Below are 15,294 nucleotides of genomic sequence, written 5' to 3'. Positions count from 1 at the left end.
GCTTGAACACGCCAGGTGCAAGAATCAGGTTCTATCGCCTTGGCACAGGGAATCAGAGGGTGAACTTTGCGGCAAGACAAGATGTGGGACTTGTATCATATACGCCTGAATGAGCCGACCTTTTGAATGGGTCTAGTCCAATGTTCCGGAATTCGCTCGGCTTCTGGCCAGCGAAAATCCACAATCCGGGATCCAACCCCTTCAAGCTTCACGCGCCCGCCTCACGCGCGAGAACCTTGAGAATCTGGCGGCCGATCGACGCCTGACGCTTAGCGGATCGGCATCTTGCCGCGAAACAACGGCTGATGGGCCCGCATCAGAGCGGCAATCCGGTCGGCAATCTTTCGTACTGGCGGGGAGTGGCGTTCCTCATGATGGGTGACGATCCACTGGTCGGTTTCGAGTTCGGGGATAGGCTGAGCGACGCGAACCAGCCGCGGATCGCTGTCGCCGACGAAACACGGAAACACGGAAAGGCCGGCGCCCGCGGCCACAAGTTCTCGCACCGAATGGGTGTTGTTGCCTCGCACGGCGATGCGGTCGCCGTGATGGGCTTGCAGCCAGCGCGCCGAGGCGACGTTTGCTCCTTCGCCGGTGACGCCGACGAACAAGCCGGCAGCGATGCCGTTGATCAGGTGGCATCCGGAATAAATGGCATACGCGACCTTGCCGCTCTGGCGGCCGGCCAGCCACTGTTCGGTTGGACGCTCGCTGCGGATGCCGATATCGGCGGCGCGGCGACCGATGTCGACCCGGTCGGTGGTGGTGACGAGTTCCACCCTGATGCCGTCATCGACCGTCCAGATTTCGCCGATATGGGCCGAAACGAAGGCCGAGGTCCAAGGCCCGGCCGAGACGCGGACAATGCGGTCGGGCAGGTTTCCCTCGCGCCAGCGGGTCAGCGACTGCATTGCTGCTTCGACGTCTTCGGCGCGCCGCAGCAGTTCTTCACCGACCGGGGTTAGCCGGTAGCCGGTCTGCTGCCGTACGAACAGCGCTTCGCCGATCTGCTTTTCGAGCGCGGTGACGCGTCGTCCGAGTGTGGCTGCGCTGAGGCGCGTGGTTGCCGTAGCCGCGCTCAGGCCACCCAGCCGCGCAACGTCGAGAAACAACCTCAGATCGTCCCAGCCAATATCCATTTTGCAGAAATGAAAAACTCCTTGCGACCGTGGCTGTAGCGCGAAGCGGCCATCACGCGCAAGTATATAGGCATTGGAAGCGCTTGATAATTCTGCCCTGGCGGGAAAATGACAGGCACCTCGGTTGGCCAGGCAGTCAGCGCAATCCGTTCGATCGTGCATACGCTTTGCGCGATTGCTTTGCGTTTTCGACCAATCCAAGAGCGTGGGTATCCCGCTCGCCAAGGAGACGATCATGTTGCATGAACTTCGACACCGTTTCGCCCGCTGGCTTGCCTATCGCCAGACGCTTGCGAGCTTGAGGCGGCTTCCAGACAGCATATTGGCGGATGCGGGCCTTTCTCGCGAAGAGCTCCGCGAGCGAGCCCGCGACGCCAGCCTGCGTCGCTGAGATTGGAGGCGGGCATGCAGAAAATGGAGCCGGCGGCGAGAAGCAATCAGGCGTCGTCTCCTCACTGCTGAGCTGCGGCTGAATGCGCCAATACGGTTGCCACGCTTGATGCCGCCGCAGTTTCGCTCCACATCGTGAGGGATGAAGACCGAGACATCCGAGCGGCGGCGGACTTTGCTGTGGGCCTTGCCCGCATCGCTGGTCCTGCATGCGCTCATCACCGCGTTCCTGGTCTATGGCCTGCCCGTTCCTGCCCAGCAGCCGCAGGAGGAGCAAGCGGTGAACGTCGCGCTCGTGCCGCCGCCCGAACAGCCAAAACCGAAACCCGCTCCCGCGCCGCCGCCACCGCCACCCGGAAATCCTTCGGAGCAGAAGGTTGAAAAGCAGGCACCGGAAAAGCTGCCGCCAATCGAGGTCCTGAGGCCTGTTTTTCAGTTCGGCGACAAAGACACTGGCCCCAAAAAATCCTTGGATGGAGGCAGCGCTCAAGACAATGCGCCATCGCCGCCCAAGGATAACGAGCCACAGTCGGCTGTCGCGCCAAAGAATGCGGAGAGTAAACCCGCCTCAGCGCCAGACGCCGGAGAGCCGGCAGAGTCAGCCAAGATTAATGAGAAGCCGGAAGCGGACAAACAGGAGGCTGCGACCCCACCCGCTGACAAAGAGGCATCCGCGGCCGCAATGCCTTTGGCTGCCCATGGGGACGACGGTGAGATCGAGCTTCCCGCGTCGGCTCAGGCGCCTCGGACCAGACCCGAAAACGTGCCGAAACGCCGCCCCGCAAAGGCTACGAAGTCAGGACGCGGAATCACCGAAGAGCCAAACTCCATCGACGTGGCCTCGGCTACACCGCGGCCATATTCGGGCCTTCCGGGCGTTCGCAAACTCTTTTCGCAAGGCGCTACCGGTGATGTGTTCGCAACGAACTCGATGGCCGACGTGCCTCGCGATCAACGGGCCGCCAGACTTTGCGCCAGCGTTCTTGAGCAAGAGTTGAACGACGCCTCTTATTCTCCCCAACTGATCCCAAGCATTCCGCTCAAGGCCGGCAATGTTCTTGACGCCCCAGACACCGCTTTCCGCACGGCAACGACATGGTACCATCTGAGCTTTCGGTGCGGTATCGACATCAATGCGACGCGGGTCACGTCGTTCGCCTTCCGTGTCGGAGCCGCCGCCTCGCCAGACGAAAGCGCCTTTCTTGATCGGGACGTTCGTCGGCGGCGCGGTCCCGGCTGAGACGGCCCCCCAGTAGTCTGCCGGGGGGCACATCGAATTTCACCGCACATATGGATCGTCTTGAATGCCTGCGTCAATCCGCCGGACGACTGGCCTTGCGCCACTCCTCATATTCGCCGCGGGCATCGTCATGCAGCGGATAGTAGCGCTGCAGCGGTGCGCCCTGCATCAGCTTCTCTCGCGAGAACTCTTCCCAATCGTGATGCTTCTGGGATTCCTCGATCACCTTTGCGGCCATTGCGACGGGAAGCACAACCGCCCCGTCGTCGTCCGCCACTATGATGTCGCCGGGGATCACCGTGACACCGCCGCAGGCGATCGGAACGTTGACGGCGTTCGGATAGATGCTGGTTTGCACATGGTAGTTGGGCGTCCAGCCGCGCAGCCATAGCGGCAGATCGAGCTTTTCGACATTCGGCCGGTCGCGCATGCATCCATCGATGACGATGCCCGCGCCGCCTCTGCCCTTGAAGTAGGTCGACATCATATCGCCGAAGACGCCCGAGCTCATGTCACCGCGCGCGTCGACGACGACCACATCGCCTTCCTGCGCGTGATAGAGCACGTGCCGGTGCAGTTGCGTTTCCGGGTCGGCGTATTCTCCCTCGCTGAAGAGGTCCGGCCGCTGCGGCAGGAACTGCAGCGTCAGCGCCGGCCCGACGATCGACTTTCCATGGTTCTGCGCCACCGGACCGACCATGTGCGGATTGCGGAAACCCATGTGGCCTAGCGTGCCGGCAACCGTCGCGGCGCCGATTTCCCTCAGGGCGTCAATGAGGTCTTTGGGCGGTCGCGTGATGTCAGGGATATGCGTCATTGTGGACTCCGGTTGAGATGGAACTACCAGTTCGTAACAGACCCGTCCCGGCGCCTGAGGTGAGGCGCTTCCCAGAAACGAAAAGCCTCCGCCTGGACCGCCGCTTCGTTGACCTCGACGCCGAGGCCCGGCAGGTCGCTGACCGGATAGTCGGGACCGTCGAGCCGTGGTTGCACGGGGAAGAAGTCGGAATTGTCGAAGCCCAGCTTCGTCTCGGGTTCCCTGGTCTCGAGCCACGCGAAGTTGGGTACGGCGGCGGCGAGATGCAGGGTCGCGGCCGTGCACACCGGACCAAGCGGATTGTGCGGCATCAGGTCGACATAGTGCGCCTCGCTCCAGCCAGCGACCTTCATCGCCTCGGTAAGCCCGCCGACATTGCAGACATCGAGCCGGTTGAACTGATGGATGCCGCGCTCGATGTAGGGCAGGAACTGCCACTTGCTGGCAAATTCCTCGCCGATGGCAAACGGGATGTCGGTCATCCTGCGCAGGGATTCGTAGGCTTCAGGTGTCTCGTCTCGTATCGGCTCCTCGAGGAAATCCAGCACGCCGCGGCCGAGTTTGTTGCAGAAGCTCGCCGCCTCTGCCACCGACAGCCGATGATGATAGTCGATGCCGAGAACGACGTCGTCGCCAAGCGCCTCGCGCGCCTTGTTCAGCATGCTCGCGGTAGCGCCGATCGACTCGCGGGGTTCGAAGATGTCCCTGCTGCTTTGCCCTGCGGGGAAGAAGCGGATCGCCTGCCACCCCCGTGCGCGCAGCTCCCGGGCTCGTTCGATGGCGAGGTCGCCCTCGGCCTCGTCTCCGGTCGAGGCGAAGGTGGGGATGCGGTCGCGCTGCTTGCCGCCCAGCAGTTCGTAGACCGGCACCCCCAGCGCCTTGCCCTTGATGTCGTGAAGGGCGATGTCGATGGCGGAGATAGCCGCCTGCAGAACGCGCCCGCCTTCGAAGTACTGGCTGCGATAGGCCTCCTGCCAGATTCGCCCGATCTGCATCGGGTCACGGCCGATGAGAAACTCGCGAAAATGCTCGACCGCGCCCGCAACGGCCTTTTCGCGCCCGCTCAAGCCGCTCTCGCCCCAGCCGAAGACGCCCTGGTCGGTCTCGATCTTGACGAGCATCTGATTGCGCGTTCCAACCCATACAGGATAGGGATTGATCGCGGTGATCTTAAGCTTTTCAGTCATCCCCAACGTTCCCAATGAACCCCGTCTTGTCTCAGCCGGCCTTGAGGGCCAGTTCAGTTTCGCCATCGAACAGATGCAGCCGCTCCTGGTCGAACTCGAGCCAGATCTGCTCGTCAGGTGCGACGGCGATGTTGGGGGACACGCTGATGTTGACGATGGCGCCTGACAGCAACGCCTGCACGAAGGTGACGTCTCCGGTCGGCTCCACTGTATAGGCCGTGGCCGGGACGCTGCCTGGCACCGCGCTCTTGTGGAGCCTGATGGTCGAGTGACGTGCGCCGAGCACGACTTTCCTTGACGTTGCCTTCGCAACCTTCCGGGCGTTGAGCGGCGAGAGCTCAAGGCTCCAGCCCTCCGCGCCGGTCAACGCAGTGTTGCCGTTTGCTGTCGATGCCTCCAGTGGAACAAGGCTCATCGCCGGGCTGCCGATGAAGCTGGCGACGAACATGTTCACCGGATGGGCAAAGACCTGCGCCGGAGAATCGTATTGCAACAGGTAGCCGCCGTTCATCACCGCCATCTTGTCGGCCATGGTCACGGCTTCGAGCTGGTCGTGCGTGACATAGATGATGGTCGCCTTGAGGTCCTGGTGGAAGCGCTTGATCTCCGAGCGCATCTGGACGCGCAGTTTGGCGTCGAGGTTGGAGAGCGGCTCGTCCATGAGGAAAACGGCAGGGTCGCGGACGAGGGCGCGCCCCAAGGCGACACGTTGCTGCTGCCCGCCTGAAAGTTCGCGCGGCTTGCGCTCGAGCAGGTGCGTCATGTCGAGCACGCGCGCCGCTTCCTTGACCTTCCTGTCGATCTCGTCCCTGGGCAGCTTGCGCATCTGCAGCGGGAACGCCAGGTTCTTGTAGACCGATTTCTGCGGGTAGAGCGCGTAGTTCTGGAACACCATCGCGATGTCCCGGTCCTTGGGGTCGAGGTCGTTGACCACGCGGTCGCCGATGACGATGTCGCCCGATGTGACCGGGATCAATCCCGCGACAAGATTGAGCGTGGTTGTCTTGCCGCAGCCCGAAGGGCCGACGAGCGCAACGAACTCGCCGTCATTGACCGTCAGCGAAACGTCGTTGACAGCTTTGAAGCCGCCATAGGTCTTGACGAGATCTCTCAGGACCACGTGGGCCATCGGCAACTCCCTACGGCATGATGCCGAAAAGTGTGAAGCGGTTTTCGGACGACATCATGCTCTATCTCTTTGATTTAGAGGCGGATTCAGATTTCAGGTCGAACAGACCTGAAATCATCCGGCTCTAGTGTTTGACCGCGCCTTCTGTAAGGGCGCGTACGAAGTATCGTTGCAGGAGGAGGAACAGCACCACGACGGGCACGCTCATCATGAAGCTGGCCGCCATCAGGCCCGGAAAGTCCGTCGTATTCTCCGAGAAGAAACGCTGTATGCCGACCGGCAGGGTCAACTGCTCGTTCTTGGAGAGAAAGGTGTAGGCATAGATGTACTCGTTCCAGGCGCCAATGAAGGAATAGATAGCTGTGGCGATGATTCCGGGCGTCGAGAGAGGCATCACGATCAGGATGAAGGCCTGGAACCGGGTCGCCCCATCGATCCGCGCCGCCTGCTCGAGCTGCACCGGAATGTTGTCGTAAAAGCCCTTGAGCAGCCAGATCGCCAGCGGCAGGCCGAAGGTGAGATAGGTGAGAATGAGCGAGCCATGCGTGTTCACCAGCCCGATCGCGCGCATCAGGATGAAGAGCGGCACGAGAAAGATCACCGCCGGGAACATGTTGCGCAAAAGCACGGTGAAGAACAGGAAGTTTCGACCGGGGAAACGAAAGCGCGAAAACGCGTAGGCCGCAGGAACGGCCACGATCACCGAAAGGATTGTGGTGACCGTGGACACGTAGAGGCTGTTCCAGAAAAAACGCAGGAAGTCCTGGCCGACGCTGTTTTGCGGATCGAGCAGCTTTTGGTAGCTGGCCAGGGTAGGCTCTTCCGGCCACCATTGCGGCGGGAACTGCATCGCCGCGAAGCCGGACTTGATCGAGGTGATCAGCATCCAGATCATCGGCAACGCGGTGTAAAGCAGCATGAACACGAGGAAGATGCGCCCGGCCCAACGCCATCCGTCGATGCGCATGCGGCGCCGGGCCGGACGTCGAGGGACTGTCTCGACGATCGTGCTCATGCGCTCCCCTCTTTGCGCTCGTTGCCGGCCAGCGCACGGACGTAGAAGTAGCCCAGCACCATCAGCATGAGGAACAGGAGTACCGAATAGGCCGATGCGACGCCCCATCGCTGCCGGCCGAAGGCGAGCTCATAAATGTGGGTGATCCAGATGTGCGAAGCGTTCGACGGCCCGCCACCGGTCATGATCCACGGGATGATGAAGGAATTGAAATTGGCCACTGCGAGCAGCAGGATCGTCACCGTCGAGACGTTGCGCAGATGCGGGAAGGTGACGTGCCAGAAACGCTGCCATGCATTGGCCCCGTCGACTTCCGCGGCGCGCAGCAACTGGTCGGGGACCGTCTGCAAACCGGCCATCATCATGATCATGGCAAACGGAAACTCGCGCCAGATGTTGACGACGATCAAGGAGGGCAGCACCGTGCTGACGTTGTCGATGAAGTTCGGCGGCCGGTCAGCCAATCCGAGGCCGACCAGCACCGCGCCGATGATGCCGAAGTCCGAATGGTAAATCCACTTCCAGATATAGGAGGCGGCAACCGCGCTGATGACCCAAGGAATGATCAGGATAGCGCGCAGGACACCCCGGCCGATAAACTCGCGGTGGAGGGCCAGCGCGGCGGCAAATCCCAAGGCAAAGGCAACGAAGGTAGATGCGATCGTCCAGATCAGGGTGTTCAAGGTGACTTTCCAGAACACCTGACTGGTGAGGATGGCCGTGTAGTTGTCCAATCCGATGAAGGTCTTGTCGCGGAGCTGCAGGCCAGGCGGTGTCTTAAAGAACGACAGCTCGACCGTGTAGTAGATCGGATAGGCGATGACGATGAGCATCACGGCGATCGCTGGAAGCACGTATGCGTAGTCGGCGCGGTGCTCCCAGATATTCCGCAGCACCCCGGAGCTACCGGGTTGCAATCTTTGGCGAGCCTCGGCCTTGCCGGTCACGATCGTCACGATGGCGTGCCCTTGTTCTTCGGACCAAACCGGCTGCACGCACTGTCGGCACAGCCGGTCGGATCGCAGGTCAGGCCCGGACTAGAGTCCGTCCATCAGGTTCTTCACCTTCTCGGCCGCGTCGTCCGCTGCCTGGTCGACGGTCATCGCTCCGGTCAGGGCGTTCTGCAGCATGTCCGGGACGATGATATTCATGATCTCGGGGGATTGCGGCAGCGCCGGGAACGGAATGCCGTATGGCAACATCGAGGTCGTGACATCGAGGAACTTGATGTTGTCCAGACGTTCCTTCATCCATTTGGTCTTGAAGCCGTTGAGGTTGCCCGGGTTCGAGCCGGCATACGCCATCTTCAGCGACCATTCAGGGCTCGTCCACATGCAGATGATGGCCTTTGCAGCCGGCTCGTCCACCTTGCCGCCCTCGACATATTCGGGCTTCAGGATGTGAATGTTCGAGCCGCCAAACACGACGGCGCGCTTGCCGTCGGGGCCGGTCGGAATCAGGCCATAGCGCATGTTGTCGATGACGGTCTGCGCCTTGTCCTTGTCGGCGCCCGTTGCCTTCTTCTGCAGGTCGAGCATGACGTTATAGTCGGACGGGTGCGAGACCATCATGCCGAGTTGGCCGGCGACGAACAGGGGCTGGTTATCGGCCTGCTGGTTGGTGAGGGCCGAGACCGGAACCGACTTGTCGCGAACATACATGTCGTAGGAGGCTTGCAACGCCGCCTTGCTCTGCGGGCTATTGAGCTCGACCTCCTTATAGGTCGGGTTCGCGGAGGCTTCGTCGAAGACACCGCCGCCATAGGCCCATAGTTGCGGCATGAAGCGGTACGGCGTGTTGCCGGCGTTCTTGCGCGCCACGAGGCCGTAGCCGGCTATGCCGAGCTTGTCATGGATCTGCTTGGAATATTTGACGACGTCGTCCCAGGTCGCCGGAGCCTTGTCCGGATCGAGGCCCGCACGCTTGAAGATGTCGGCGTTCCAGATGAACGCCATCGTCTCATTGTTGGTGGGAATGCCGTAGGTCACGCCATCCCAGGTTACCGCCTTCATGGCGCCGGGCCAGAAATCCTCCGTGGGATAGCCCACATCTTCCGGCTTGAGCGGCTGCAGATAACCCTTCGAGGCGAACTCGGTTCCGCCCAGGATTTGCAGGCGGACCGCCATCGGCGCGGCGTTGCCCAGCAGCGCCGTGCGGAATTTGTCGAGAAGGTCGTTGTAGGTGAGGGCCTGATCCTCGAGCTGGATGTTCGGATAGGTCTTGCGGAACGTCTCGAAGAAATCCTTGTAGTACTGACGCAGCAGGTCGGGGTCGCCCTCGAACACGCCCTGATACCAGAACGTCAGTCGCCCTTTGTAGTCGAGCGGGGTGACCTTGCCGCAATCGGCGGCCGTGTCGAAATCCTGTGTGCCGGCGATGGAGCGCACATACTCCGGCGACCACTTGCTCAAGTCGACCGGCGGCGCACCCAGCGCCGATCCCGACATGAGCGACGCCATCAAAGCAGTGGCGACAGTGCCGCGCAGGACGGCACCGCCGAGTGTAATCCTCGTCATAGTATCCTCCCAGATTCTCCCATGCCGCCGTGCGCCAAGGGGCTCGTCCGACCGTGCGGGATGCGTCCTTCTGCTCAATGTATCCCTTCGATCATCTGGTACGTTTTCAGATCGTGGATTGCCTGTCAACGCACCCGATCGTACATTGTTTGCAAAACGCGTGTATGATATCGAGCATGCGATGTACTAATCGGGGGAGCCGGCTTTGGCCGAAACAAGTGATTTCAAAGCAGAGCCACCCGTGGGGATTGATCCCATCGGGGCGTCCAGCGAGGGCGCCTCGCTTTATGAGCTGATCCGGGAAGACATCATCGAGGGACGGCTCGCCGCCAACGAACGGCTTGTGGTCACCGATCTCGCCCGGCGTCACGGCACCTCGACCAACCCCGTACGCGAGGCGCTGCAGCTGTTGCGAGGGGAGGGCTTCGTCACCTTTGTCGCCAACCGTGGCGCGCGCGTCCGGCCCATAGACCAGGATTTTGTCCGGGATATCTACGAGATCGGCGTCCTGATCGAGCCGGCCCTGACGCGATGGTTCGTGAACATGGCGACCAGCGAGGACATCGCCGAACTCGAACGCATCCAGGCTCTGATCGAAGAGAACAACTTCACCGACACATTGCGGCACAGTGAATTGGATACCGCCTTCCACACCGTAATGTACCAGCGCCACTACAACCGCCATGCCGCCGAGCTTTGGTGGAAGCATCGCGAAGTGCTGCGAGCCGTGAGCCGGCGTTTCAATTTCACGCTCGCGCGGCGGGCCGCCATCATGCGTGAACACCGCGAGCTCATCGCGCATATCAAAGCGGGAAATGCCGACGAGGCGGCCGAGCTCATTGCCCGCCATGTCGAGGGTTCCGGCCGGCACGTTCTCGAACAGATGCGTGCGCGCAACGCCGCTCGGGCCGGATAGAATTTCCAGCCCAGAAAATCATTGGTCCGGCCATCAGACAGAGGTAGTTGAGAGATGAAAATCACGAGCGTTCGGCCGTGGCTGATCAAGTCCGATGCTTCCTATTGGGGAGAGTTCCTGTTTGTCGAGGTGACGACCGACGAAGGGGTGAGCGGCTGGGGGGAAATCACCACCACCACAAGGCTCGCCAACCGCGCGCTCTGCACGATCCTGCGGCAGATCGGTGTTGCCGTCACAGGCGAGGATCCGGCGCGCATCGAGCATCTCTGGCACAAGATTTTCCGCAGCTTCACCTATATGGGCAGCCGCGGCGCCGCGGTCGAATGCGTGAGCGCTATCGACATAGCGCTCTGGGACATTCGCGGCAAAGTTCTCGGCAAGCCGATCTACGAGCTGCTGGGCGGACCGGTACGCGATGAAATCGCGCTCTACACCCATCCCAACCAGGCCAGGTTTACCAGCAAGGAGGCTGTGGTTCGCGAAATTCGAGACATTGTCGAATCCGGACACACCGGACTGAAGTTCGATCCTTTCCCCCACCAGGGTCGCACCGCCGATAGCGTGGCGCGCGAACAGCGGGACGGCTACCTCGATGGCAGCATGACCCGGAAGGACGAGCGCGAGGCCGCCGAACTGACGGCTCTGATCCGCGAAACGGCGGGGCCCGATGTCGACATTCTGATCGACGCGCATGGCCGCTTCGACGTCCCCACCGCCATTCGCCTCTGCCGAAGCCTCGAGGAAGCCGGCCAGATCGACTGGTTCGAGGAGCCTTGCCCGCCCGAGAGCCTCAATGCCCTCAAGCAGGTGCGTGAGAAGGTCAGCGCCGCCATCTCGTGGGGCGAGCGCGGCCACACCAAGTGGGATTTCGTGCCGGTGCTCGAGAACAGGCTTGCGGACTACATCATGCCGGACGTTACCTGGACCGGCGGCATTACCGAACTGAAGAAGATTTCCGCGCTGTGCGAAGCCTACTACATCCCGGTCTCGCCCCATGACGCCGCGGGACCGATCAACGTGGTTGCGGGAGCGCAGGTGATGATGACGGTTCCCAACTTCTACAAGCTCGAAACGTCGGAGTGGAACCTGGACAAATATAATCACCTCATCGACGAGCCACTCGATGTCTCGAACGGCAGCCTCAAGCTGGCGTCGAAGCCGGGTCTCGGTGTCGAGATGAACCGAGACTATCTGCAGGCCCACGAGATAGAGCTTGGCTAGCAACGCTTATGCAGGCCGGGGGTGCGGGGCGCCACCAATCAGAACGAGGATAAGCCATGGCAAAGACGGGTAGCGCCGGCGAGGCGCTCAATCGGGTAAATACGAACTCCAGGCCGAGCGACCTTCGCATCACCGATCTGCGCGTCGCCGAGATCGTCGGCGCGCCGTTCACCTCGGCGCTGATCAAGATCTATACCAATCAAGGCATTATCGGCCTGGGCGAAGTGCGCGACGGCGCCAGCGCGACCTATGCGCTGATGCTGAAGAGCCGGTTGCTGGGCGAAAATCCCTGTGACGTCGACCGGCTGTTCCGCCGCATCAAGCAATTTGGCGGCCACGGGCGGCAAGGTGGCGGTGTCTCGGCAATCGAGATCGCGCTTTGGGACCTCGCCGGCAAGGCGTATGGCGTGCCGATCTACCAGATGCTGGGCGGGCGGTTTCGCGACAAGGTGCGTGTCTATTGCGACACCGACGCGGACAAGCCCAGCGGCACCGAGACCGGAAAGCGGCTCAAGGCGCGGATGGATCTCGGTTTCACCTTCCTCAAGATGGACCTCGGCCTGGCGCAGATCTCCCATATCCCGGGCGCAGTGGTGGCGCCGGCCGGCGTGCTCGACGGTTTCCGCAGCCATGCCGCTCGCGGCCCGGCACGCACGCTGGACGAGCGCCGGGCGCGCAACGCCGCCTATGATGCGCAGAACGTGCCGCATCCCTTCACCGGCCTCCATTTCACCGAAAAGGGCCTCGACCTGCTCGATCAATATATCCACGAGGTCCGCGAGGTGATCGGCTACGAGGTCCCGCTCGCCATCGACCATGTCGGCCACATCTCGCTGCAGGACGGCATCCGTCTCGCCCGGCGGATCGAGAAATACGCACCGGCCTGGCTCGAGGACGTGATCCCCTGGCAGTACACCGAGCAGTATCGGCAGTTGCAGCAGGCGACCTCGGTGCCGATCTGCACGGGTGAGGACATCTACCTCAAGGAAGGCTTCGAGCCGCTGCTCAACGCCGGCATCTCGGTCATCCATCCGGATCTGCTGACCACCGGCGGCATTCTCGAGACCAAGAAGATCGGCGACGCGGCGCAGGAGCATGGCGTCGCCATGGCCATTCACATGGCGGAAAGCCCGATCGCGGCAATGGCCGCCGCGCATGTCGCGGTGGCGACGGAAAACTTCATGGCGCTCGAATATCACAGCGTCGAAGTCGACTGGTGGGACGATATCGTCACCGGCCTGCCCAAGCCGCTGGTCAAGGACGGCTTCATCACCGTGCCCGACAAGCCTGGTCTGGGCATCGACGACATCGTCGACGAAGTGATCAGCCAGCACCTGCAGCCCGGCGTCACCGGCATCTGGCAACCGACCGATCACTGGGACGACGAATACTCCTGGGACCGCACCTGGAGCTGACTCTACACTTCTCTCCTCGGAGGGAGAGGTGAACAGAAGGATGGACCATGATCTACGAACTTCGCATTTACGACTGCGTGCCGGGCCAGCTGCCGGCGCTGCTCAGGCGTTTCAACGACCATACCTTGGCGCTGTGGGATAGACATGGCATTCGCCAGGCCGGGTTCTTCACCACGGTGGTCGGCGAAAGCAGCAATCGACTGACCTATTTCATCGCCTGGGAATCCCTTGCCGAGCGCGAAGTGAAATGGAAGGCCTTCATCACCGATCCGGCATGGCTCGAGGCCCGCGACGAGTCCGAGCGCGATGGCCCGATCCTGGCCAATATTTCCAGCCAGTTTCTCGCGCCAACCGCCTTCTCGTCGGTGAAATAGAGGACATCATGAAGATCACCGATCTCAGGTGCGCCGTCATCGGCAAGCATCCCATCGTGCGCATCGTCACCGACGAAGGCCTCCATGGCCTCGGCGAGGTTGAGTACACCAAGTCTTATCTCAAGCCCTGGGTGCTGCATTTCCGCGACGCGCTGATCGGCGAGGACCCGACCGATGTCGAACGCGTGATGTTGAAAATCCGCCAGCGCGGCTCGTTCAAGCCCTACGGCGCCGCCGTCAGCGCTATCGAGCATGCTCTGTGGGACATCGCCGGCAAGGCGGCAGGCGTTCCGGTCTACAAGCTGCTCGGCGGCAAGGTGCGCGACAAGGTGCGGGTCTATAACGGTTCCATCCGCAAGAAGCGCACCGGCGACAGGCCGGAGGATTACGCGGCCGACGTCAAATGGATGATGGAGCGGCCGGAAAACTTCTTCATGGTCAAGCAAGGCATCAGCTTTCATTCCAACATGAAGACCAGCGTCCCCGACTTCCACTACGGCGTGCGTCAGCCGCCGACCTATCACGGCGCGATGGACCAGGGGCAGATCAGCGAGCGCGGCATGGCGCATATGATCGAATGCGTCATCGCCATGAAGGAGGTGCTCGGCGACAAGGTCTCGCTGGCGCTGGATTGCGGCCCCGGCTGGTTCCTGCCGGACGCCATCCGCTTCGCTCAGGCGGTGGAAAAACACAATCTGATGTGGCTGGAGGACATGCTGACCGGCGACTACGTGCCATGGGTCAACCCGCAAGCCTACCGCGAACTCACCACATCGACGTCCACCCCGATCCATACGGGCGAACAGATTTATCTGCGCCATAATTTCAAGGAACTGATCGAAACACAGGCGGTGCGCGTCATCGGTCCGGACCCCGCCGATATCGGCGGCATCGCCGAGCTCAAATGGGTGGCCGAGCATGCCTATATGCACTCGATCATGATGGCGCCGCACGGCACGGCGAACGGTCTGCTGGGCCTCGGCGCGCTGATCAATGTCTGCGCCACGCTGCCGGCCAACTACATCGCCTTCGAATATCCCAGCGCCTCCGACCCCTGGTGGGAGGACATCGTCATCGGCCTGCCCAAGGGGCAGATCGTGAAGGACTCCATGATCGACCTGCTCGAAGCGCCGGGACTCGGCCTCGACATCGATGCCAAGGCGGCGAAGAAATACCTGGCGGAAGAGGACGCCGGTTTCTTCGGCCGATAACGAACCGAGGCGACCTGAGCGTCAAGGGCTATCGAACGGCTCGCACACATGGGTGAGCGTCCACGCCGTGCCGCCTATTTCGTTTCGGGCAGCATCTCGTCCATCAACTGCTTGACGGCCTCGGCGGATCTTTTCATCCCGGCTTCGTCCATGGCCCAACCGGCGAAGCGTTCCAGCAAGGTGGCGAACCTTACTAGGTCCTGCTCATCCCACTGTGCCAGCGATCCGGCGAAAATCCGCCATTTGGTCTGGCGCACCGCCGCCACGAGGCGCTCACCCTTGGCGGTGAGTTTGAGGCAGATGCGGCGGGCATCGCGTTGCGATGCGACACGGCAGGCATAGCCGCGTTCGACGAGGTCGGCCGCGATGCGGCTGGCGCGCGACGGATCGATCTCGAGGCGCTCGGCGATGACGCCAACCCTCACCTCATCCTGCTGGGTAGCGCTGAAAACCGGATTGTTCGCGATGGCGCTGATCGCATCGAGATGGCTCACTTCCAGCGAAGGGTCTACGCGCGCCAGGATCATGCGGCCGAAGTCGCGGCGCTGGATCGAGCGGCGCACCTTGCTCATTACCGCATCGATGGCGGCCACGGCCTCGGCCGCCGGTTCGGACAGGCCGCTGCCGCGCGCCAGACCGGCGAGGTCCCGATCGCCGCGCGTCTGGAACAGGGATGGAAATCGGTCCGGACTGCTGGATGCGTTGCTGCTCATCCATAGCGCGT

The 15,294-nt window shown here is 62.0% G+C and carries 15 protein-coding genes; 7 read left to right on the top strand and 8 right to left on the bottom strand.

Translation table 11 applies throughout. From position 1 onward, the window contains the following. Positions 1–269: 269 nt before the first annotated feature. Positions 270–1,139 (bottom strand): LysR family transcriptional regulator, encoded by an 870-nt coding sequence (locus tag NKH38_RS07045; RefSeq protein WP_023714617.1) that lies wholly within the window; start codon positions 1,137–1,139, stop codon positions 270–272. A gap of 235 nt (positions 1,140–1,374) precedes the next feature. On the opposite strand from NKH38_RS07045, the gene NKH38_RS07040 reads away from it, so the two are divergent. Together NKH38_RS07040 and NKH38_RS07035 are read left to right on the top strand one after the other, a co-directional pair. Next, positions 1,375–1,530, top strand: a complete 156-nt coding sequence (locus tag NKH38_RS07040) for a YjiS-like domain-containing protein (protein WP_023681184.1) — start codon at positions 1,375–1,377, stop codon at positions 1,528–1,530. A 141-nt stretch (positions 1,531–1,671) separates the two neighbouring features. Further along, positions 1,672–2,769: a DUF930 domain-containing protein gene (locus tag NKH38_RS07035; protein WP_023696300.1), complete on the top strand. Its 1,098-nt coding sequence runs from the start codon at positions 1,672–1,674 to the stop codon at positions 2,767–2,769. 73 nt (positions 2,770–2,842) lie between these two features. Here the strand turns inward: NKH38_RS07035 and NKH38_RS07030 are convergent, their stop codons facing one another. The 6 genes from NKH38_RS07030 to NKH38_RS07005 all read right to left on the bottom strand — a co-directional run bounded on the left by NKH38_RS07030 (position 2,843) and on the right by NKH38_RS07005 (position 9,433). After that, on the bottom strand, positions 2,843–3,586 hold the full coding sequence (locus NKH38_RS07030) for a ribonuclease activity regulator RraA (protein ID WP_023696299.1): 744 nt from the start codon (positions 3,584–3,586) through the stop codon (positions 2,843–2,845). A 23-nt stretch (positions 3,587–3,609) separates the two neighbouring features. Next, a complete protein-coding gene (locus NKH38_RS07025) occupies positions 3,610–4,773 on the bottom strand; it encodes a mandelate racemase/muconate lactonizing enzyme family protein (protein WP_352761828.1) in 1,164 nt (387 codons plus the stop codon). A 31-nt stretch (positions 4,774–4,804) separates the two neighbouring features. After that, a complete protein-coding gene (locus tag NKH38_RS07020; RefSeq protein ID WP_352534461.1) occupies positions 4,805–5,902 on the bottom strand; it encodes an ABC transporter ATP-binding protein in 1,098 nt (365 codons plus the stop codon). A gap of 124 nt (positions 5,903–6,026) precedes the next feature. After that, positions 6,027–6,917, bottom strand: a complete 891-nt coding sequence (locus NKH38_RS07015) for a carbohydrate ABC transporter permease (protein ID WP_023714612.1) — start codon at positions 6,915–6,917, stop codon at positions 6,027–6,029. Further along, a complete protein-coding gene (locus tag NKH38_RS07010) occupies positions 6,914–7,873 on the bottom strand; it encodes a carbohydrate ABC transporter permease (protein ID WP_023702110.1) in 960 nt (319 codons plus the stop codon). Before NKH38_RS07010 ends, NKH38_RS07015 begins: the two co-directional genes overlap by 4 nt. A gap of 81 nt (positions 7,874–7,954) precedes the next feature. Continuing rightward, positions 7,955–9,433, bottom strand: a complete 1,479-nt coding sequence (locus tag NKH38_RS07005) for an ABC transporter substrate-binding protein (RefSeq protein ID WP_023696294.1) — start codon at positions 9,431–9,433, stop codon at positions 7,955–7,957. A 205-nt stretch (positions 9,434–9,638) separates the two neighbouring features. Between NKH38_RS07005 and NKH38_RS07000 the strand changes: the two genes are divergently transcribed. From NKH38_RS07000 to NKH38_RS06980, 5 genes are read left to right on the top strand one after another with little or no spacing between them, the layout of a single operon-like run. Beyond that, positions 9,639–10,349: a GntR family transcriptional regulator gene (locus NKH38_RS07000; RefSeq protein WP_027048643.1), complete on the top strand. Its 711-nt coding sequence runs from the start codon at positions 9,639–9,641 to the stop codon at positions 10,347–10,349. A gap of 54 nt (positions 10,350–10,403) precedes the next feature. After that, positions 10,404–11,570 carry a mandelate racemase/muconate lactonizing enzyme family protein gene (locus NKH38_RS06995; protein WP_352761831.1) on the top strand — a complete coding sequence of 389 codons (1,167 nt, stop codon included), beginning with the start codon at positions 10,404–10,406 and terminating at the stop codon, positions 11,568–11,570. A 56-nt stretch (positions 11,571–11,626) separates the two neighbouring features. Further along, entirely contained in the window at positions 11,627–12,985 is a 1,359-nt protein-coding gene (locus NKH38_RS06990) for a mandelate racemase/muconate lactonizing enzyme family protein (protein ID WP_352761832.1), read from the top strand. Positions 12,986–13,032: 47 nt separating this feature from the next. Beyond that, positions 13,033–13,359 (top strand): NIPSNAP family protein, encoded by a 327-nt coding sequence (locus tag NKH38_RS06985; protein ID WP_352761833.1) that lies wholly within the window; start codon positions 13,033–13,035, stop codon positions 13,357–13,359. A gap of 8 nt (positions 13,360–13,367) precedes the next feature. After that, positions 13,368–14,570 carry a mandelate racemase/muconate lactonizing enzyme family protein gene (locus NKH38_RS06980; protein WP_352761834.1) on the top strand — a complete coding sequence of 401 codons (1,203 nt, stop codon included), beginning with the start codon at positions 13,368–13,370 and terminating at the stop codon, positions 14,568–14,570. A 74-nt stretch (positions 14,571–14,644) separates the two neighbouring features. Here NKH38_RS06980 and NKH38_RS06975 read toward each other — a convergent pair whose 3' ends face one another. Continuing rightward, positions 14,645–15,283, bottom strand: coding sequence for a MarR family winged helix-turn-helix transcriptional regulator (locus NKH38_RS06975; protein ID WP_352761835.1), 639 nt, complete (start codon positions 15,281–15,283; stop codon positions 14,645–14,647). Positions 15,284–15,294 lie beyond the last annotated feature (11 nt).

Origin of the sequence: Mesorhizobium sp. M1078 (assembly GCF_040318615.1) — a bacterium.
Lineage (GTDB): Bacteria > Pseudomonadota > Alphaproteobacteria > Rhizobiales > Rhizobiaceae > Mesorhizobium.
The sequence above is the reverse complement of the archived record's forward strand: the minus strand, read 5'-3'. Positions and strand labels throughout refer to the sequence as shown.